Genomic DNA, 18848 nt, shown 5'->3' with positions numbered 1-18848 from the left:
GGGGGGCCAATCGATGACCGCGCTGGCCCAATGGTTCCATCGCCGCGGCGGGCGCGATCTGACCATCGCAGTGCCTTATGTCTGGCTTCTGGTCTTCTTCCTGCTGCCCTTCCTCATCGTCTTTGCCATGAGTCTGGCGACCCGTACGCCCACCGCGCCGCCCTTCGGTTATGGCGGCGACAACCCGCTGCTGAACCTGAACGGGTATGAGCGGCTGGTCACCGACAGTCTCTATATCCGGGCTTTCGTCACCTCGATCGTCAACGCTGCCGTCGCAACAGCTCTGTGCCTGCTGATCGGCTATCCAATGGCGCTTGGCCTGACGCGGGTGTCGAAAAGCTGGCGGTCGATCCTTCTGATGCTGGTGATCCTGCCATTCTGGACCTCTTTCCTCTTGCGCGTCTACGCTTGGATGGGGTTGATGGGCCGCAATTCCTGGTTCAACGGGCTTCTGACCGACGCCTGGAACCTGGTCACGCCACAGGCCTGGGCGCTGCAGTCGATCCCGATGATGAACACGAATTTCGCCGTCGTGCTGGTCATGGTCTATACCTACCTGCCCTTCATGATCCTGCCGCTTTACGCCAATCTCGAACGGCTGGACCCGGCGCTGGACGAAGCGGCGATGGATCTGGGCTCGCGCCCCTTTCAGGTCTTTCGCGACGTGACCCTGCCGCAGTCGATTCCCGGCATCATCGCCGGCGGGCTTCTGGTTTTCATCCCCGCCGCCGGAGAGCTGGTGATCCCCTCGCTGGTCGGCGATGCCGCGGCGCCGATGATCGGGCGGATCATCTCGGACGAATTCGCCCAGGCGCGCGACTGGCCCATGGCCTCGACCGTCGCGGTGGCGCTGCTGGTTCTGATGGTCGGGCCGACGATGATCTACAGCCGCTTCCAGGCCAAGGCCGAGGGGGCCGAGGCCGATCCGGCCCCGCAGCCGGGGGCCGCGCCATGACCCGCCGGCCCGTCTTCCTGATCACCATCCTCTGCTTCGGCTTTGCCTTCTTCTACATCCCGATCCTGTCGATGGTGGTCTACAGTTTCAACGGCTCGCGGCTGGCGACGGTCTGGGGCGGTTTCTCGACCAAATGGTATGTCTCGCTGTTTTCCAACAAGCAGGTCGGGGCGGCGTTGCTTCTTTCGGTGCAGATCGCGCTGATCTCGGCCACGATGGCCACGATCCTGGGCGCCATGGCCGGCATCACGCTGGCCCGGTTCCGCCGCTTTCGCGGCCGCACGCTTTTCTCGGGCATGGTCACCGCGCCCTTGATCATGCCCGAGGTGATCACCGGCATCTCGTCGCTGATGTTCTTCATCATGCTGGCCGAATGGGTCGGCTGGCCGGGCCAGCGCGGTTTCACCACGATCACGCTGGCCCATATCACCTTTTCCATGGTCTTCGTCTCCACCGTCGTCCATTCCCGCATGCTGCAGATGGACCGTGCCATCGAAGAGGCGGCGATGGATCTGGGATCGCGGCCCTGGCAGGTGATGCGCGACGTGACTTTGCCGGTGATCTCGCCCGCGCTGCTGTCGGGGTGGCTTCTGGCGTTCACCATCTCGCTCGATGATGTGGTCATCACCAGTTTCACCACCGGCCCGGGCGCGACGACCCTGCCCCTGCTGATCTGGTCCAAGGTCAAGCTGGGCGTCACGCCGGATATCAACGCCTTGGCAACCCTTATCGTGCTGACTGTCGGTCTCTGTGTCGCCATGGCGGGGATCGTGATGAACCGGGCCGAAAAGCGCCGCCTGGCCGATGAACGCCTCGCGTATCGGACCAATGAATGACAAAGGCCCTTCACCGCCACCTGCTGACCGCACCGCATGGCGCCCCGGGTTCCGCCCGCGCCCGCTATGGCGCGGCAATGGCGCTGCATGGCGAAGGTCTTCTCTCCGACGCCCAGCTTGAGGCCTATCGCGAGGCTTCGGCGCTCGACATCCAGGACCCTGCCCTGGTGCTTGCCGACCGGGGACTCGCGGCACCCGACCTGGCCCCGCCCGACCCCGCCGAGATCCTTGAGCTTCTCTTGGTCGAGCTTGACCGTCTGCTCGCCCGCACCGGCGGCGAAGGCATTGCCGAAGTGCGGGCTGGCCTTGCCCCCGCTTTCCGCCAAAGCCCGACACCGGTCCCAGTCACGCCGAATCGGGTGCTGTCGGCCCATCTTCCTGCCGCGCTTGCCGCCGTGGCGCGTGACGATCCCGCCCTTGCCCAGATCCTGGCCGCCGCCGCCCCGCATCTGCGCTGGATCACCTATGACGCCTACGATCCGGGGCTGATCGGGCCAGATTTCCCGCAGGCTCATGGCTTTGCCACGCTGGTCGGTGAGGATGCCCCCTTCGCCGCCCAGGACTATGACCTTGGCCTTTTCCTTATCGCCCCCGACACGCTGTATCGCGACCACGCCCATCCTGCGCCCGAACTTTACCTGCCACTTACCGGCCCGCATCGCTGGCGTTTTGCGCCCGGCGCGCCCTTCCACGAGAGACCCGCCTTCGCCCCGGTCTGGAACCCACCCCTGCAGCCCCATGCCACCCTGACCGGCAGGACCCCTTTCCTTGCCCTTTTCGCCTGGACCGCCGAGGTGAACGCCCCGGCCCATGTAATCCCGGCGCCGGATTGGGCCTTGTTCGAGCCTGTTTCATGATGTCCGAAACCCTGATCGTCCATGGCCGCATCCGCACGATGGACCCCGCCCAGCCCATGGCCGCCGCCATGCTGATCCGCAATGGCAGTATCGTGGCCCTTGGCCCATCGGCCAAGATGCGCCGGATGGCCAGCGCCCAGGCCCATGTGATCGATGCAGGCGGGCGGCTGGTGCTGCCGGGCTTTCAAGATGCACATATCCATTTTCTCTCGGGCGGCACCGATCTTGCCACCTCCGCCCCGCTTTACGATGTGAAGACGCTGCCCGAATTGGCCGCCACCATGGCCGCCCACGCCGCCCGCCACCCTGCCCTGCCGCTGGTGATCGGCGCGGGTTGGCAGCCGGGGCTGTTCGGCGACGAGAGCCTGACCGCCGCGGCCATTGATGCCGCCACCGGCGACCGGCCCGCCGTGCTTTATGACTCAAGCTTTCACAACGCCTGCCTGAATTCGGCGGCCTTGCGGCTGGCCGGAATCGAGGCCGGCACGACCGACCCAGCCAATGGCCATATCGTCCGCGATCGTTCAGGCGCAGCCACGGGCATGCTGCATGAAGACGCGATTAAATGGGCGCTCGACCGCCTGCCGCAGCTTTCCGACGACGATTACATGGCCGGCCTTCTGGCCGCGCAGGCGCATGGCCATGCCCATGGCCTGACCGGCGTCCTGGATCCGCGCATCGAAGAGCTGGAGAGCCGGATTTACAGCCGTGCCCTGGCCGAGAACCTGCTGACGATCCGTGTGGCCGGCGCCGCGCTGGTGCGGGAAAGCGATACGGTCGAAACCGCCCTGCCGCGCCTTCTGGCGATGCGCGCCGCCGCGCCGGGACCGATGTTCCACATCAACTCGGCCAAATTCTTCATGGACGGTGTGTTCGAGAATCGCACCGCCGCACTTCTGGCCCCCTATGCCGACACGGCGGGCGGCAATGCGCCCTGCATGTTCGGGCAGGCGCAGACCCTGGCCTTGATGACAGCGCTCGACGCCGCGCGCTTCCAGATTCATGTCCATGTCATCGGCGATGCCGCCCTGCGCCGGTCGCTGGACGGGTTCGAGGCCGCCCGCACCGCCAACGGGCCCTGGCCCGGCCTGCACCAGTTGGCCCATCTGCAACTGGTCGATCCCGTCGATGCACCGCGCCTGTCTGCCCTGGGCGCGATGGCCAACATCCAGCCGCTCTGGGCGCGCTATGATCCGGTCGTGCCCGATATCGCGCTTGACATGATCGGGGCCGAGCGCCAGCCGCTGACCTATCCGTTCCGCAGCCTGCTGGACATGGGCACCGCCACTTGCCTGTCTTCGGACTGGCCCGTCTCGACACTCAATCCCTTCGAGATCATCGAGACCGCCGTCACCCGGCAGGCAAGACTGGCAGAGGACCCGAAGGACCCGTTCCAGCCACAGGAACGCCTGGCGGTCGAAGATTGCGTGCTTGGCTATACCGCGCAGGCGGCCGCCGCCTGCTGGCGTGGCGACTATACCGGTCGGCTGAGGCCCGGATTCTCGGGCGATGCGATCATTCTCGATCAGGATATCTTTTCTTGCCCGCCCTGGAAAATCTCGGACACAAAGGTTCTTCTAACCCTGTTTCAGGGTCGCGAGGTCTATCGTGCCGGCTGGTTCGCGGGCTGAAACCCCGACCAGACGCGCCGCACGCGATCTTGCAGCCAGGGCACCGCGTCGCGGCGCGCCAGGAATTCCTCGACCTCCATCATCTCCCAGCGCTGGCCCTCGCTGCCAAAGCGCAGCGCCGCCAGGTCGGACTCGGTGATCCGACCGGCAAAGAAAACCGAGACGCGCCCCGGAAAATCCACCGAGGGCAGCACCAGCCGCTGCTCCAGACGCGACGCGGGCAGGGACAGGCCGAATTCCTCGTGCAATTCTCGCAAGAGACAGGCCTCGGGCGTCTCGTCGTCCTCGCGGCCCCCGCCGGGCAGATCCCAGTGGTTGCGCCAGATCAGGCCAGGAAAATCGTCTCTCAGATAGCATAAAAGCCGCGTTCCCAGAAAGAACGCGGCCTTCGCGCCGATGAATTCTGGCAGGGTTCCGTCAGGGCCGCTGCCCGCCCTGTCAGGGATTGTCATTGATGTCGCGATCCCAGGTCTTGACCTGGCCCGCCCGCTTGCCCAGCGAGGCGCGCAGGCCAAGCCAGGCCACCAGCGACAATACCGCGAAGATCAGGATCAGCGCCGGAAGGCCGGGCGCCAGACCCAGGCCGACCAGAACCCCGGTCAGCGCCGCGCCGATGGCAAAGCCCAGGAAGATATAGCCGGGCGCCAGAATCTCCAGCACGCCCAGCGCAAAACCCAGAACGACCCAGGCCCACCAGATCGTCCAGATCTGATCCGGCATCAGCTTCCCCTCCGGTTGAACATGCGAAAGGCGTCGCCAAAGGCCTCAAGCGCATTGGCCGGCACCAGGATCGTCTGCTTGCCCTGCCCGGTTGCCACGGCCTGCAGAGCCTCGACCTGCTTCAGCGCGACCTGATATTGCGCCGCCTCAAGCCCGTTCTCCTTGATCGCCACCGCGATGACGCTGGTGGCGAAAGCCTCGGCCTCGGCGGTCACGCGTTTGGCTTTGGCCGCCTGTTCAGCGGCGTAAAGTTCGGCATCCGCCGCCAGTTCGACGCTGCGCTTGCGGCCCTCGGCCTCCATCACCTGGGCGCGGCGGGCGCGTTCGGCGTTGAGCTGCTGCAACATCGCGGCCCGGGTCGCCTCATCCAGATTCACGTCCAGAATCTCTGCCCGCGTCACCTCGACACCCCAGTCATCGACCATGGCCGCCACCTGCTCGCGCACGCGCTCAATCAGCGAGGCGCGGTTCGACTGCACCTGGTCCAGTTCCAGCTTGCCGATTTCCGACCGCACGATTCCCGCCACCGTGGTCGCGATGGCGGCGTCAATGTCGCGGATCCGGTAGACGGTCTTTTCCGGCTCGGTCACGCGATAGAAGACCGAGGTCTCGACCTTCACCAACACGTTGTCCGCCGTGATCGCATCCTGGCTGGCATTCGGAAGCTGGCGTTCCAGCACCGAGACCTTGTGGGCGATGCGGTCCAGGAAGGGCACGACAAAGTTGATGCCCGGCCCCAGAACCGATTTCAGCCGCCCGAAACGCTCGACCACATGCTTTTCACTTTGCGGAACGATCCGCACGCCCAGAAAAATGCACAGAATAATGAACAGAGCGATGGCCAGAAACACCGCGTTCCAGCCTAGAAGATCGGTCAGCTGCATGAAATTCCTCCGTGTCGAATACGCACCGGCAGCGCCCGGCCGGGTCCCCCATAATGTGACCTCAGAGCCCCCATCCGGCAAGGGCCGGAATCTCCGCCCCCTGGCGCGCCTTGCTTTGCGCGGCAGGCCTTGCGCTGCCCACCTTTCGCTGACAGGGCGCAGCGGTTATCCTGCGCGCGTCCAAGAAACCCCTCCTCCCGGAAGGCCCAGAATGCCCCAACGCCTGCACCTCGTCTTTGGCGGCGAGCTCGTCAGCCCCGACAAGACCACCTTCCGCGATCCGTCGCAGATCCATATCGTCGGCATGTTCCCCGATTATGCCAGCGCCCATGCCGCCTGGAAGGCCGAAGCGCAGCGCACCGTCGACAATGCCCATATGCGCTATTTCATCGCGCATATTCACCGTCTGCGCGACGAGGAAACCGCTGCTTCCTCGACCGAGGAACTTGGCTGATCCCATGGCGCCGCTTGGGCTATCGCTGGCCGCGTTCCGGCCGCGCGCATCCTCGGCGCTGACGGCGGCGCGCCCGCCGCGTCCAGAAGGCCGGCTCGTGTGGCTGCATGTCAGCGGCAGCGATCCCGCGCCCGCAGCGGAAGAGCTGATGCGGCGACTGGCCGAGCGGGAAGGTGTTTCGGTGCTGCTGACCGGTCCCGCCTCGGGCGACTTGTCCGAGGCGATGCATCAGGATCCCCCCGAAGACGGCGCCGCCGAGGTGCGCGCCTTTCTCGAGCATTGGCGGCCCGAAGCGCTGGTTCTGTCGGATGGCGGGCTGCGCCCGGCGCTGATCGCGGCGGCGCGGGCGCGTGGCCTGCCGGTCCTTTTGACTGATGCCCGCGCGCCGCGTCTGATCCCTGGCAGTGCGGGCTGGTTTTCCGGCACGCTGCGCAAATGCCTTGCCGCCCTCAGCTATATCGCGGCAGTCGATGACGCCGCCGCCGCCGCCTTCCGCAAGGCCGGCGCCCCGCCGCAGGTGCTGGCGATCACCGGGCGGATGGAAGAGCGTTGCGCCGTCCTGCCCTGTCTCGAGGCCGAACGCGCGGCGCTGGCCAAGCTTTTCGCGTCGCGCCCGGTCTGGTTCGCCGCCAGCCTGCCCGATGCCGAAGAGGCCGCCGTTCTTTCTGCCCATCGTCGCGTTCTGGGGCAAAGCCACCGGCTTCTGCTGATCCTGCTGCCCGCCGACCCGGCCCGCGCCCAGCCTCTTGCCGAAAAGCTTGAAGAGGAAGGCTGGATCGTCGCGCTGCGCAGCGCCGAGGAAGACCCCGAGCCGGAAACCGAGGTATTCGTCGTCGACAGCCCGGCCGAGCTGGGCCTGTGGTATCGCCTTGCTCCGATCACTTTCCTGGGCAACAGCCTGTCCGGCAATGGGGCTGCGCGCAGCCCGATGGAGCCTGCGGCCCTGGGTTCCGCCATCCTGCACGGGCCCCGCGCCGGGGTCTATGGCGCGCTGCTGGGGCGGCTTGGCGCCGCGCGGGCGGCCCGGGCCGTGGCGGCCGCCCCCGATCTGGCCGAGGCGCTTGGCGATCTGCTCGCCCCAGACCGCGCCGCGCGGCTGGCGCAGGCCGCCTGGATCGTCGCCTCCGACGGCGCCGAGGCCACCGAAGCCGTGCTTGACCGGCTGCGCGCCCTGAGCGGGGCCAAGTGATGAGCCCGCCCGCCTTCTGGTTCGCCCCACCCGAAAGGCCCGGTCTTCTGCCTCACCTGCTGTCGCCCCTTGGCGCGCTTTATGCCGCCGCCACGGCAAGGCGGCTGGCGCAGGGCAGGCCCTATCGTGCAAAGGTTCCGGTGATCTGCATCGGCAATCTGAATGCGGGCGGCACTGGCAAAACCCCCACCGCCATCGCGCTGACGCAGCGCCTTCAGGCCCGTGGCCAGCGCGTCGCCCTGGTCTCGCGCGGTCATGGCGGCCGTTTTGAAGGCCCGGTCCAGGTCGATCCGACCCGGCATTCTGCCGCCGAGGTTGGCGACGAGCCCCTTCTCCTGTCAGCCTTCGCCCCGACTTTCATCGCCCGCGACCGCGCGGCGGGCACCCGCGCCGCCGAGGCCTCGGGCGCCAGCGTCATCCTGCTGGATGACGGGTTCCAGAATCCTGCCGTCGCCAAGGACCTGTCGCTGGTCGTGGTCGATGCCGAGCGCGGCTTTGGCAACGGGTTCTGCCTGCCTGCGGGCCCCCTGCGCGAGCCGGTGGCAACGGGCCTGACCCGCGCCGATGCCGTGCTGTCGATCGGCCCGCCCGACGCGCAGGCCGGCTTTGCCGCCCGCTGGGGCAAGGCTATTGACATTCCCCACCTGACCGGTGCTTTGCGCCCCTTGCAGATGGGCATGGAGTGGCAGGGCGAGCGCGTCATCGCCTTCGCGGGCATCGGCCACCCGGAAAAATTCTTTGCCACACTGCGGGCGGAAGGCGCGCATTTGGTGCGCAGCGTCGCGCTGGACGATCACCAGCCCTTTTCCGACGCCCTGCTGCGACGACTGGAGCATGACGCCGCACAGGCCGGGGCGCAGCTCGTGACGACCGAAAAGGACGCCGCCCGCCTGCCCGCATCCTTCCGGCCCAGGGTCCTGGCGCTGGTGGTGCGGCTTGAACTGGACGACTGGGCGCCGCTTGACACGATGCTGGCGCGGCTGCGCCTTTAGCCGCCGGGCTCAGGCCCGGCGTTCCAGCGTGGCGATGCCCAGAATCTCCAGCACCTTGGCCTCGATCTGCGGCGCATCCATGCCAGCCACGCGATACATCGCCTCGGGGCTGGCCTGGTCGATGAAAATATCGGGCAGAACCATGCTGCGGAACTTGTAGCCGCGGTCAAAGATACCCGCATCCGCCAGAAGCTGCGCCACCTGGCTGCCAAAGCCACCCACCGCCCCTTCCTCGATGCAGATCAGCGCCTCATGTTCGGCCACCAGACGCAAGATCAGATCGCGATCCAGGGGCTTGGCAAAGCGCGCATCCGCCACCGTCGGCGCCAGGCCGCGCGCGGCCAGCGATTCCGCCGCCTTCAGCACCTCGGCCAGGCGCGTGCCGAAAGACAGCACCGCCACCCGCGCACCTTCGCGGATCATCCGGCCGCGGCCTATCTCCAGCGGCACGCCGCGCGGCGGCATCTCGACCCCGCAGCCCTCGCCGCGCGGGAAACGGAAAGCGATCGGCCCCCCGTCATGCGCCACCGCCGTCGCCACCATATGGCGCAGCTCGGCCTCATCCGCCGCCGCCATCACCACCATGCCCGGCAGGTTCGACAGGAAGGCCACGTCGAAAGCCCCGGCATGGGTGGCGCCATCGGCCCCCACCAGCCCGGCGCGGTCGATGGCAAAGCGCACGGGCAGGCGCTGGATCGCCACGTCATGCACGACCTGATCGTAACCGCGTTGCAGGAAGGTGGAATAAAGCGCACAGAAGGGCTTCAGCCCGCCCGCCGCCATGCCTGCCGAAAACGTGACGGCATGCTGCTCGGCAATGCCAACATCGAACATCCGGCGCGGGAAGCGCTTGGCAAAGAGGTCCAGCCCCGTGCCATCCGGCATCGCCGCGGTGACGCCGACGATCTTCTCGTCGCGCTCGGCCTCAAGGATCAGGCTTTCGGCGAAGACCTTGGTGTAAGAGGGCGCGTTGGACGGCGTCTTCTTCTGCTCACCCGTCACGACATCGAACTTGGCCCGTGCATGGCCCTTGTCGGCCGACAATTCGGCCGGGGCATAGCCCTTGCCCTTTTTGGTCAGCACATGGATCAGCATCGGTCCGGTCGCCCGGTCACGCACGGTGCGCAGAACCGGCAGCAACTGGTCCAGATCATGCCCGTCAATCGGCCCGACATAGGAAAAGCCCAGCGCCTCGAACAGGGTGCCGCCCACCGCCATGCCCTTGAGCATGTCCTTGGCCCGCCGCGCGCCTTCCTGCAACGGCCCCGGCAACAGCCCGACAAAGCCCTTGGCGACCTGCTTCAGGTCATGCATCGGCGCTTCGGCATAAAGCCTGCTGAGATAGGAGGACAGCGCGCCGACCGGCGGCGCGATCGACATCTCATTGTCGTTCAGGATCACGAACAGCCGCTTGCCCAGATGGCCGGCATTGTTCATCGCCTCGAAGGCCATGCCCGCCGACATCGCGCCATCGCCGATCACCGCCACCGCATCGCCCGGATCCCCGCCCAGATCGGCCGCGACCTTGAAGCCCAGCGCCGCAGAGATCGAGGTGGAAGAATGCGCCGCCCCGAACGGGTCATAGGGGCTTTCCGACCGTTTGGTGAAGCCCGACAACCCGCCTTCCATCCGCAGGGTGCGGATGCGGTCACGCCGCCCGGTCAATATCTTGTGCGGATAGCACTGGTGCCCGACATCCCAGACGATCTTGTCGCGCGGCGCGTCGAACACCGCATGCAGCGCCACGGTCAGCTCGACCACGCCCAGCCCTGCGCCCAGATGGCCGCCGGTCACCGAAACCGCCGAAATCGTCTCGGCCCGCAGCTCATCGGCAAGCTGGTGCAGCTCGCGGTCGGACAGGGCCTTCAGGTCGCCCGGAAAATGGACGCGGTCAAGGATCGGCGTTGCGGGGCGGTCGGCCATCGGGGCCTCCTTCTTAGCTGTCGCGCGAGATAGAGAAACGCGCCGCCGCGATCAAGTAACGTGCAGCCTCTCCGTAGGGTTCCAGCAGGCTTTCCGCCTGTTTCACCAGTGCCGCAGCCTGCGCCCGCGCGCCTTCCAGTCCAAGAAGGGAAACGAACGTGGCCTTGCCCGCCGCCGCATCCTTGCCCACGCGCTTGCCGGCCGCTTCGGCCGTGCCGGTCACATCCAGAATATCATCGGCGATCTGGAAGGCCAGTCCCAAAGCCTCGGCATAGGCGCGCAGGGGCGCGCGCTCGGCCCCGGCCAGAATCGCCCCGGCCTCGGCGGAAAAACGGATCAGGGCGCCGGTCTTCCCGGCCTGCAATGCGGTGATCTCTTCCAGTGTCAGCTTCCGCCCCGCCGTCTCGGCCGCGATGTCCAAAGCCTGGCCCAGCACCATGCCCTGCGCGCCGCTCGCGCGGGCCAGCCCCGCGACCAGCGCGATCCGCGCCTCGGCCCCGCCCAGAGCCGGGTCAGCCAGCAACTCGAAAGCCAGCGTCTGCAAAGCATCGCCCGCCAGCACCGCCGTGGCCTCACCCCATTTCACATGCACCGTGGGCTGGCCCCGGCGCAGGTCATCGTCATCCATGCAGGGCAGGTCGTCATGCACCAGCGAATAGGCGTGAAGACATTCCACCGCCGCCGCCGCCGAAACCGCGCGCTCGGCCGCAACCCCCAGCATCCGCGCCGATTCGAGCACAAGGAAGCCGCGCAGCCGCTTGCCGCCGCGCAGGGCATAGCGCATGGCATGGACAACCGGCTGATCAGGAAGAGTCGCCAAGGCCTCGTCCAGCCGCAGCGCGATGCGCTGGGCGTCCTCGGCCAGCCGTTCGGGAAAGCTCACATCCCCTCCACCGGCTCGGTGCCCACCGCGCGGCCCTCGGCCAGACGGATCCTCTCGACCTTCTCCTCGGCCTCCTTCAGCCGCGCCGCGCAATGCGCCTTGAGCGCAGCCCCGCGTTCGTACAGCGCGATCGACTGCTCCAGCGCCACATCGCCGCGCTCAAGCTGCCCCACCACCTGCTCTAGCGCGGAGAGCGCCTCTTCGAAGCTCATCTCCGCAACGGGTTTCTCGCTCATGAATCCAGCCTCGCCATCTCGCCCACATAGGCGCCGACACTTTCGGTCAGCGCGCCCAGATCATAGCCCCCTTCCAGGGCCGAGACCACCCGGCCCCCGGAAACCTCCCAGAGCCGCGCCGCCAGCCAACGGAAATCCTCGGCCTCCCACTCAAGCTGCGCCAGGGGATCGGCCGCATGGGCATCGAAGCCAGCCGAGACGATGAGCAATTCCGGTTCTGCCGCCGCAACCGCTGGCAGGATCACCCGCTCATAGGCCGCCCGCATCGCCGCGCCGCCGCTGGCCGCGCGCAGGGGGACATTCAGAACCTGCCCGAAAGCCCCGCGTTCATCGGGCGCCCCGCTGCCGGGATAAAGCGGCATCTGGTGGGAGGAGGCGAAGAGGCAGCGTTGCTCCTCCCACAACAGATCCTGCGTGCCATTGCCGTGATGCACGTCGAAATCGACGACAGCCACCCGCGACAGCCCGTGATGATCCAGCGCCCGCTTCACCCCGATGGCGACCGAGCCGAACAGGCAGAAGCCCATCGCCCGTGCCGTTTCGGCATGGTGGCCAGGCGGCCGCGCGGCCACGAAAGCCGCCCCCGCCTCGCCCGCCAGCACCGCATCCACCGCCGCACAGACGCCACCCACCCCGCGCAGCGCCGCCTTGAGCGACCCCGGCGCAAGGAAGGTATCGCCATCCAACTGCGCCCATCCTTCCTCGGGCACCGCCCCCGTCACCCGCGCCAGATAGTCGGCTGGATGACAGCGCAGGACCTCCACCGTCGCCGCCAGCGGACAGTCCCGTTTCGCCAGCGCCAGACCTGCCAGCCCGGCTTCCACCGCAGCCAGCCGTTCCGCCCGCTCGGGGTGCCCCGGCGGCGTCACATGGTCCAGACATTCGCGATGCGAGAAAACCAGCATCTTCACCCCTTTATCTTGGCGCAAGTATTTCGGGGGTCCGCGGGCAGCGCCCCCCGGGGGTATCCCGCGCTTAGTCCGGCGCCAGCATGTAGCCCTCGCCCCGCACCGTCTGCAGGTAGCGCGGCGCCTTGGGGTCTTCCTCGATCTTGCGGCGCAGTCTCGTGATCTGCACGTCCACGGCGCGCTCCTGCGCCGCGTCCTCGCGGCCCAGGTCGGCCACCAGCCGCTCGCGGCTCATCGCCGCGCCCGGCGCCGCCGCGAACAGCCGCATGAGGGCTGCCTCGGTCGCGGTCAGCCGGATCGGCACGTCGCCGCGCCACAACTCGCCCCGGTCCATGTCATAGCGCACTGCGCCCAGATGCAGCATCTTCGGTGCCGGCTCCGCCGCGCGGGGCTGCGGCACCCGGCGCAGGATGGCATTGATGCGCAGCAGCAGCTCTTTCGGTTCGAAGGGCTTGACCAGATAGTCATCCGCCCCCGCCTCCAGCCCCTCGATTCGGTTCGCCGTCTCGCCCTTGGCGGTCAACAGCAGCACCGGCACGGTGCTGCGCTTGCGCAAATCGCGCGTCAGGCTGATGCCATCCTCGCCTGGCATCATCACGTCCAGCACGATCATGTCAAACTCCAGCCCCGCGAGCACGCGCCGCGCCTGGGCTGCATCACGCGCGACCGAGACCAGAAACCCGTTGCGGATCAGGAATTTCTGCAAAAGCCCCCGGATGCGCTCATCATCGTCGACGACCAGAAGATGCGGCTCGTTGCCCGTCACTGCCGACATGCGGTCCCTCTCCCTCAGCTTCCGTCGCGCAGACGGTTGTATGCGGCCCGCATCTCCGGGTCCATCATCGCTTCGAGAACCTGCCGGAAGCCTGCCACCGCCGCCGGCCCCGCCGCCCGATAGGCCGAGCGCATCCGGGCGCGCTGCGCATCCGACAGGGCGCGCTCCAGCTCTGCCCCCTTGTCGGTCAGGAACAGATGGCGTTCACGGGCATCGACCTTGCCCTTTTCGCTTTTCACATGGCCATCGTCGATCAGGGTGCGCAGCACGCGGTTCAGGCTTTGCTTGGTCACCCCCAGGATCGACAGCAGGTTCGACACGGTGGTGCCGGGGCTGCGATGGATGAAATGCACCGCCCGGTGATGGGCGCGGCCGTAATCCATGCCCTCCAGGATCCGGTCCGGGTCAGCGGTAAAACCGCGATAGGCGAAGAACATCGCCTCGATGCCCTTGCGCAACTGTTCATCGGTTAGAAAGAGAAGACTCTCGCCCCGTGCCGGCTCCGCCATTTCAATCCCGCCTCCTTTTTCAGCGGAATTTACGTCAGCCTTGTTGACTTTCCAAGTCATAAAGCGTAGCGATGCCCCGCCTTGACGCAACTTCATGTCCGATACGGACCCATGTTGCGCAAGAATCGAAAATCAGGAGGCCGAGATGGCGGCATATGACGATCGCGACGGGTTCATCTGGATGGATGGCAAGATGGTGGAATGGCGGGGGGCGCAGGTCCACCTTCTGACCCATGCGCTCCACTATGCTTCGGCCGTATTCGAAGGCGAGCGCTGCTACAACGGCAAGATCTTCAAGAGCCATGAGCATTCGGAACGCCTGATCCATTCCGGCAAGCTTCTCGACATGGACATTCCCTGGACCGCCGACCAGATCGACGCCGCCAAGGATGCGGTGCTCAAGGCCAATGGCCTGACCGATGCCTATGTCCGAGCCATCGCCTTCCGCGGCGCGGGGGAAGAGATGGGCGTGGCCAGCCTTGGCAACCCGGTCCGCCTGGGCATCGCCTGCTGGACCTGGGGCGCCTATTACGGCGACGCCAAATTCAAGGGCGCCAAGCTCGACATCTCGAAATGGAAGCGCCCCTCGCCCGAAACCATCCCGTCCGAGGCCAAGGCCGCCGGTCTTTACATGATCTGCACCATGTCCAAGCACGCGGCCATGGCCAAGGGCTGCTCGGATGCGATGATGTTCGACTATCGCGGCTATGTGGCCGAGGCGACCGGCGCGAATATCTTCTTCGTTAAGGATGGCGAAGTGCACACGCCCAAGGCCGACTGCTTCCTGAACGGCATCACCCGGCAGACCGTGATCGGCATGATGAAGGACATGCAGATCAAGGTTCATGAGCGCCACATCCTGCCCGAGGAACTGGAAGGCTTCGAGCAGTGCTGGCTGACCGGCACGGCGGCGGAAGTGACCCCGGTGGGCCAGATCGGTGACTACAATTTCGAAGTGGGCGAGCTGACGAAGCGCGTCGCGACGGAATACGAAAAGCTCGTCCGGCGCTGATCGCGCTGCGCAAGGCTTCTCTCCTGCCGGGCGACTCTGGTCGCATTGGCAGGAGACAGGCATAGACAGCCGCCCCGTCCCGCGTTGTGCGGGAGGGGCAACGCGGCCGGGCCCGTTGGCTTGGAAAGCGGCGTTGCGACAATTGTCGTGACCGCGCGGTGCTCGCGCAAATGGGCGAGAGCCTGCCCGAGAACACTCCCCACAGCATTGACAGCCCTACCGGTCGCCAGGCCAGCACTGCGGCCAAATCCGTGCGGCGGCGCGCGCAGGGCGGAGAAGGCGGGCTTGGGTCCGAATGCAAAAGCCGCGCAATTCGCTGGGAATGCGCGGCTTTTGAATGAAGTGGTGCCCAGAAGAGGACTCGAACCTCCACGCCTTGCGGCGCTGGTACCTGAAACCAGTGCGTCTACCAATTCCGCCATCTGGGCACTGGCGGCGATGTATCCGGGGGCATCGGCAGTGTCAACAGGGGCCAAAGCCCGTAAGAACGAAAATCGTCACATGGCTTCCGCATCGGCTTTTGTCTTGCGGCTGCAGCAAGGCCGGGGCTATTCAGGGCGCAGGATTTTCGGCCTCTGGCAAGGATGGCACGCATGAGCAAGCTGGTCACGATCTACGGCGGTTCGGGCTTTGTTGGCCGCTACATCGCGCGGCGGATGGCGAAAGAGGGCTGGCGCGTCCGCGTCGCCGTGCGCCGGCCGAACGAGGCGCTGTTCGTCAAGCCCTATGGCGTGCCGGGCCAGGTCGAGCCGGTCCTGTGCAACATCCGCGACGATGCCAGCGTGCGCGCGGTGATGCGCGGGGCGGATGCGGTGGTGAACTGCGTCGGCACCTTTGATCGCGGCGGCAAGAACAATTTCCAGGCGGTGCAGGCCGAAGGCGCGGGCCGCGTGGCGCGGATCGCGGTCGAGGAAGGCGTGGCACAACTTGTCCATATCTCGGCCATCGGCGCCGCGAAGGATGCGCCCTCGCTTTACGGCCAGTCCAAGGCGGCGGGCGAAGAGGCGGTGCAGGCCGCCTTTCCCGGCGCGGTGATCCTGCGGCCTTCGGTGATCTTCGGCAACGAGGACGGATTCTTCAACAAATTCGCCTCGATGGCGCGGCTGGGGCCCGTGCTGCCTCTGGTCCATGCCGATACCAGGTTCCAGCCGGTCTTTGTCGATGACGTGGCGCAGGCTGCGGTCAAGGGCATCAAGGGCGAGGCCGCGCCGGGCATCTATGAGCTGGGCGGCCCGGATGTCGAAAGCTTCCGCGACCTGATCGGCAAGATGCTGGCCGTGATCCAGCGCCGCCGTCTGGTGCTGAACATGCCCTCCTTCCTGATGGGCATCCTTGCCGGCGCCCTGGACATCGGCTCGGCCCTGACCGGCGGGCTGATCCGCAACACGGTTCTGACCCGCGACCAGCTTGCCAGCCTGGGCCAGGACAATGTGGTGGCGCCGGGCGCCAAGGGTCTGGCCAATCTGGGCATCACGCCGGTGGCTTTCGAGGCGGTGGTGCCGGAATATCTCTGGCCCTTCCGCCCCTCGGGCCAATTTGCGGCAATCAAGGCTTCGGCCAAGAATCTGAACAAGGCCTGACGTGGGCGATACGCTGACCGCTGCCCTGCTGGGCCTGCTGGAAGGGCTGACCGAGTTCATTCCGGTGTCGTCGACGGGCCATCTGCTGCTGGCCGGTCATTTCCTGGGCTTTGAGGCGGCGGGCAAGACCTTTGAGGTCGTGATCCAGCTTGGCGCGGTCCTGGCCTTGTTCTCGGTCTACGCGGCCAAGCTGACCGGTCTGTTTCTGGCGGCGCGGACGGATGAGGCGGCGCGGCGCTCGATCGTGTCGGTCCTGCTGGCCTTCTTTCCCGCGGTGATCGTGGGGCTTCTGGCGCATGATTTCATCAAGAACGTGCTGTTCGAAACGCCCAAGCTGATCTGCATCATGTTGATTCTAGGTGGAATCGTGCTTCTGGTGGTTGACCGGATCGCGCCGAAGCCGGTGCATTTCGACGCGCTGAAGCTGCCCTTCGGCAAATCGTTGGTGATCGGCTTCTGCCAATGCCTGGCGATGATTCCCGGCGTCTCGCGTTCGGGCGCGACCATCGTGGGGGCGTTGTTCCTGGGGGTCGAGAAGCGGGCGGCAGCAGAGTTTTCCTTTTTGCTGTCGCTTCCGACCATGGGCGCGGCGGTGGCCTATGACCTATTCAAGAACCGCGATTCACTGGATTTCGGGGCGCTCTGGGAAATTGCCGTCGGTTTCGGCATCGCCTTCCTGACGGCGGCTTTGGTGGTCCGCTGGGTGCTGAATTTCGTTGGAAAGCATGGGTATTCGGTCTTCGGCTGGTGGCGAATCATCGTTGGCTCGGTGGCGCTTGCCGCGCTTTTCGCCGGGTTCTGAGCAGGTCTGGAACTCTTGCTGACCCAGTTTCAAAAGAAAACGTCAATCTTACTACCCTTGCCGATCGAAAACTGTGAAATAGGTCAGCTTGATTGACTTTTATTCCGAATCGAAGCCATGTAGGAAGGCGTGCCTGAGGAAATGACGGGGACGCGCAGCCATGGCCACGCAGAAGATGCTGAAATTCGTCAACGTCGGCCGCGAAATGCCGGCCAAGCGCGATGCAGCTTCGCGCGCCCGGGACTTCAGCGAGATCTACGCCGAGTTCGCCGCCGAGAAGGCCGCCGAACAGGCCAGCCGGTGCAGCCAGTGCGGCGTGCCCTATTGCCAGTCGCATTGCCCCTTGCACAACAACATCCCCGACTGGCTGCGCCTGACCGCAGAGGGCCGCCTTCAGGAAGCCTATGAGCTGAGCCAGGCCACCAACACCTTCCCGGAAATCTGCGGCCGCATCTGCCCGCAGGACCGGCTTTGCGAAGGCAATTGCGTGATCGAACAATCGGGCCATGGCACCGTGACCATCGGCTCGGTCGAGAAATACATCACCGACACCGCCTGGGAAGAGGGCTGGGTCAAGCCGATCAAGCCGCATGTCGAACGCCCCGAGTCGGTGGGCATCATCGGTGCCGGTCCGGGGGGCCTTGCCGCGGCGGATGTGCTGCGCCGCGCCGGTGTGCAGGTCACGGTCTATGACCGCTATGACCGCGCGGGGGGCCTGCTGACCTATGGCATCCCCGGCTTCAAGCTGGAGAAGGACGTGGTGATGCGCCGCAACGAACAGCTTCGGCTGGGCGGGGTGAATTTCGTTCTGAACTGCGATGTCGGCGTGGATCTGTCTTTCGATGCCATCCGCGGCCAGCATGATGCAGTATTGATCGCGACCGGCGTCTACAAAATCCGCGAGATCGAGGCCCCCGGCGTCGGCGCCAAGGGCATCGTCAAGGCGCTGGACTATCTGACCGCGTCGAACCGGAAAAGCTTTGGCGACGAGGTTGCCGAGTTCGATTCGGGGATGCTGGATGCCAAGGGCAAGCGCGTGGTGGTGATCGGCGGCGGCGATACGGCGATGGACTGTGTGCGCACCGCGATCCGCCAGGGCGCGCAATCGGTGAAATGCCTTTATCGCCGGGACAAGGCGAACATGCCGGGCAGCCAGCGCGAAGTGCAAAATGCCGAGGAAGAGGGCGTTGAATTCGTCTGGCTGTCGGCGCCCAAGGGATTCACCGGCGGCACCGAGGTCGAGGGCGTGATGGTGCAGAAGATGCGCCTTGGCGAACCCGATGCGACCGGCCGCCAAAGCCCCGAGATCATCGAGGGGGCCGATTATGTCGAAGAGGCCGACCTGGTGGTGCAGGCGCTGGGCTTTGAACCCGAAGACCTGCCGGGCCTCTGGGGCGTGAAGGAACTGGCCGTGACGCGCTGGGGCACGATCAAGGCCGATTTCCGCACCCATGCGACCAGCCTGCCCGGCGTCTATGCGGCGGGCGATATCGTCCGGGGGGCATCCTTGGTCGTCTGGGCGATCCGCGATGGCCGTGAGGCCGCCGATGCGATGCTGGCCTATCTGGCGCAGCCCGCCACGGTGGCTGCGGAATAGAGTCTTGAACCCGTCTTGCCTGCGTCTTCCTTTCGTCTCTACGCGCGGAAGAGGCAGGGAAGTTTAACGTCAGGATCTGTGACCTGATCAAAGGTTTTAGTCGTG

At 66.2% G+C, this 18848-nt stretch carries 20 protein-coding genes and 1 tRNA gene; 11 read left to right on the top strand and 10 right to left on the bottom strand.

Annotation, left to right across the window (positions count from 1 at the left end; translation table 11 throughout):
- Window positions 1-13 precede the first annotated feature (13 nt).
- From ACED67_RS15750 to ACED67_RS15735, 4 genes are read left to right on the top strand one after another with little or no spacing between them, the layout of a single operon-like run.
- Window positions 14-955 carry an ABC transporter permease gene (locus tag ACED67_RS15750; RefSeq protein WP_395542665.1) on the top strand — a complete coding sequence of 314 codons (942 nt, stop codon included), beginning with the start codon at window positions 14-16 and terminating at the stop codon, window positions 953-955.
- Window positions 952-1791: an ABC transporter permease subunit gene (locus ACED67_RS15745; RefSeq protein ID WP_395542664.1), complete on the top strand. Its 840-nt coding sequence runs from the start codon at window positions 952-954 to the stop codon at window positions 1789-1791. The genes ACED67_RS15750 and ACED67_RS15745 overlap by 4 nt, the downstream gene beginning before the upstream one ends.
- Window positions 1788-2648 (top strand): dimethylsulfonioproprionate lyase family protein, encoded by an 861-nt coding sequence (locus ACED67_RS15740; RefSeq protein WP_395542663.1) that lies wholly within the window; start codon window positions 1788-1790, stop codon window positions 2646-2648. The genes ACED67_RS15745 and ACED67_RS15740 overlap by 4 nt, the downstream gene beginning before the upstream one ends.
- A complete protein-coding gene (locus tag ACED67_RS15735) occupies window positions 2645-4279 on the top strand; it encodes an amidohydrolase (protein ID WP_395542662.1) in 1635 nt (544 codons plus the stop codon). Before ACED67_RS15740 ends, ACED67_RS15735 begins: the two co-directional genes overlap by 4 nt.
- Here ACED67_RS15735 and ACED67_RS15730 read toward each other — a convergent pair.
- From ACED67_RS15730 to ACED67_RS15720, 3 genes are read right to left on the bottom strand one after another with little or no spacing between them, the layout of a single operon-like run.
- Window positions 4252-4731: an NUDIX hydrolase gene (locus ACED67_RS15730; RefSeq protein WP_395542661.1), complete on the bottom strand. Its 480-nt coding sequence runs from the start codon at window positions 4729-4731 to the stop codon at window positions 4252-4254. The two genes, ACED67_RS15735 and ACED67_RS15730, sit on opposite strands and share 28 nt — an antisense overlap.
- Window positions 4718-4999: an NfeD family protein gene (locus tag ACED67_RS15725; protein WP_395542660.1), complete on the bottom strand. Its 282-nt coding sequence runs from the start codon at window positions 4997-4999 to the stop codon at window positions 4718-4720. Before ACED67_RS15725 ends, ACED67_RS15730 begins: the two co-directional genes overlap by 14 nt.
- Complete coding sequence (locus ACED67_RS15720; RefSeq protein ID WP_395542659.1) at window positions 4999-5883, bottom strand: SPFH domain-containing protein; 885 nt, start codon at window positions 5881-5883, stop codon at window positions 4999-5001. The genes ACED67_RS15725 and ACED67_RS15720 overlap by 1 nt, the downstream gene beginning before the upstream one ends.
- Before the next feature lie 211 nt (window positions 5884-6094).
- Here ACED67_RS15720 and ACED67_RS15715 point away from each other — a divergent pair, with 211 nt between their 5' ends.
- Genes ACED67_RS15715 through lpxK form a run of 3 tightly spaced genes read left to right on the top strand, consistent with a single transcriptional unit; the run spans window position 6095 to window position 8518 of the window.
- A complete protein-coding gene (locus ACED67_RS15715) occupies window positions 6095-6337 on the top strand; it encodes a DUF4170 domain-containing protein (RefSeq protein ID WP_395542658.1) in 243 nt (80 codons plus the stop codon).
- A 4-nt stretch (window positions 6338-6341) separates the two neighbouring features.
- Entirely contained in the window at window positions 6342-7526 is a 1185-nt protein-coding gene (locus tag ACED67_RS15710) for a 3-deoxy-D-manno-octulosonic acid transferase (RefSeq protein ID WP_395542657.1), read from the top strand.
- Window positions 7526-8518 (top strand): tetraacyldisaccharide 4'-kinase, encoded by a 993-nt coding sequence (gene lpxK, locus ACED67_RS15705; protein WP_395542656.1) that lies wholly within the window; start codon window positions 7526-7528, stop codon window positions 8516-8518. The genes ACED67_RS15710 and lpxK overlap by 1 nt, the downstream gene beginning before the upstream one ends.
- 9 nt (window positions 8519-8527) lie before the next feature.
- On the opposite strand, the gene dxs is transcribed toward lpxK, so the two are convergent.
- From dxs to ACED67_RS15675, 6 genes are all read right to left on the bottom strand, one after another.
- Window positions 8528-10441: a 1-deoxy-D-xylulose-5-phosphate synthase gene (gene dxs, locus ACED67_RS15700; protein WP_395542655.1), complete on the bottom strand. Its 1914-nt coding sequence runs from the start codon at window positions 10439-10441 to the stop codon at window positions 8528-8530.
- Between the two features lie 13 nt (window positions 10442-10454).
- Window positions 10455-11324, bottom strand: a complete 870-nt coding sequence (locus ACED67_RS15695) for a polyprenyl synthetase family protein (protein WP_395542654.1) — start codon at window positions 11322-11324, stop codon at window positions 10455-10457.
- Window positions 11321-11560: an exodeoxyribonuclease VII small subunit gene (locus ACED67_RS15690; RefSeq protein ID WP_395542653.1), complete on the bottom strand. Its 240-nt coding sequence runs from the start codon at window positions 11558-11560 to the stop codon at window positions 11321-11323. Before ACED67_RS15690 ends, ACED67_RS15695 begins: the two co-directional genes overlap by 4 nt.
- Complete coding sequence (locus ACED67_RS15685; protein ID WP_395542652.1) at window positions 11557-12471, bottom strand: histone deacetylase family protein; 915 nt, start codon at window positions 12469-12471, stop codon at window positions 11557-11559. The genes ACED67_RS15690 and ACED67_RS15685 overlap by 4 nt, the downstream gene beginning before the upstream one ends.
- A gap of 64 nt (window positions 12472-12535) precedes the next feature.
- Complete coding sequence (locus ACED67_RS15680) at window positions 12536-13243, bottom strand: response regulator (protein ID WP_395542651.1); 708 nt, start codon at window positions 13241-13243, stop codon at window positions 12536-12538.
- A 14-nt stretch (window positions 13244-13257) separates the two neighbouring features.
- Window positions 13258-13752, bottom strand: coding sequence for a MarR family winged helix-turn-helix transcriptional regulator (locus tag ACED67_RS15675; RefSeq protein WP_395542650.1), 495 nt, complete (start codon window positions 13750-13752; stop codon window positions 13258-13260).
- A gap of 145 nt (window positions 13753-13897) precedes the next feature.
- On the opposite strand from ACED67_RS15675, the gene ACED67_RS15670 reads away from it, so the two are divergent.
- The gene (locus ACED67_RS15670) at window positions 13898-14764 is read left to right on the top strand and encodes a branched-chain amino acid aminotransferase (RefSeq protein WP_395542649.1); all 867 of its coding nucleotides are present in this window, start codon (window positions 13898-13900) and stop codon (window positions 14762-14764) included.
- 343 nt (window positions 14765-15107) lie between these two features.
- Here the strand turns inward: ACED67_RS15670 and ACED67_RS15665 are convergent.
- A tRNA-Leu gene (locus ACED67_RS15665) sits at window positions 15108-15192 on the bottom strand.
- Window positions 15193-15357: 165 nt separating this feature from the next.
- Here ACED67_RS15665 and ACED67_RS15660 point away from each other — a divergent pair.
- The 3 genes from ACED67_RS15660 (at window position 15358) to ACED67_RS15650 (ending at window position 18743) form a co-directional block, all read left to right on the top strand.
- A complete protein-coding gene (locus ACED67_RS15660) occupies window positions 15358-16344 on the top strand; it encodes a complex I NDUFA9 subunit family protein (RefSeq protein ID WP_395542648.1) in 987 nt (328 codons plus the stop codon).
- Between the two features lies 1 nt (window position 16345).
- Entirely contained in the window at window positions 16346-17146 is an 801-nt protein-coding gene (locus ACED67_RS15655; protein ID WP_395542647.1) for an undecaprenyl-diphosphate phosphatase, read from the top strand.
- Window positions 17147-17306: 160 nt separating this feature from the next.
- On the top strand, window positions 17307-18743 hold the full coding sequence (locus ACED67_RS15650) for an NAD(P)-dependent oxidoreductase (protein ID WP_395542646.1): 1437 nt from the start codon (window positions 17307-17309) through the stop codon (window positions 18741-18743).
- The last annotated feature ends 105 nt before the right edge of the window (window positions 18744-18848 follow it).

The sequence above is a fragment of the Neotabrizicola paludis genome (assembly GCF_044142105.1).
In the GTDB taxonomy this organism is placed as follows: domain Bacteria; phylum Pseudomonadota; class Alphaproteobacteria; order Rhodobacterales; family Rhodobacteraceae; genus Pseudogemmobacter.
Note: the sequence above shows the minus strand (reverse complement) of the source record. Positions and strands in the feature narration are given on the sequence as shown.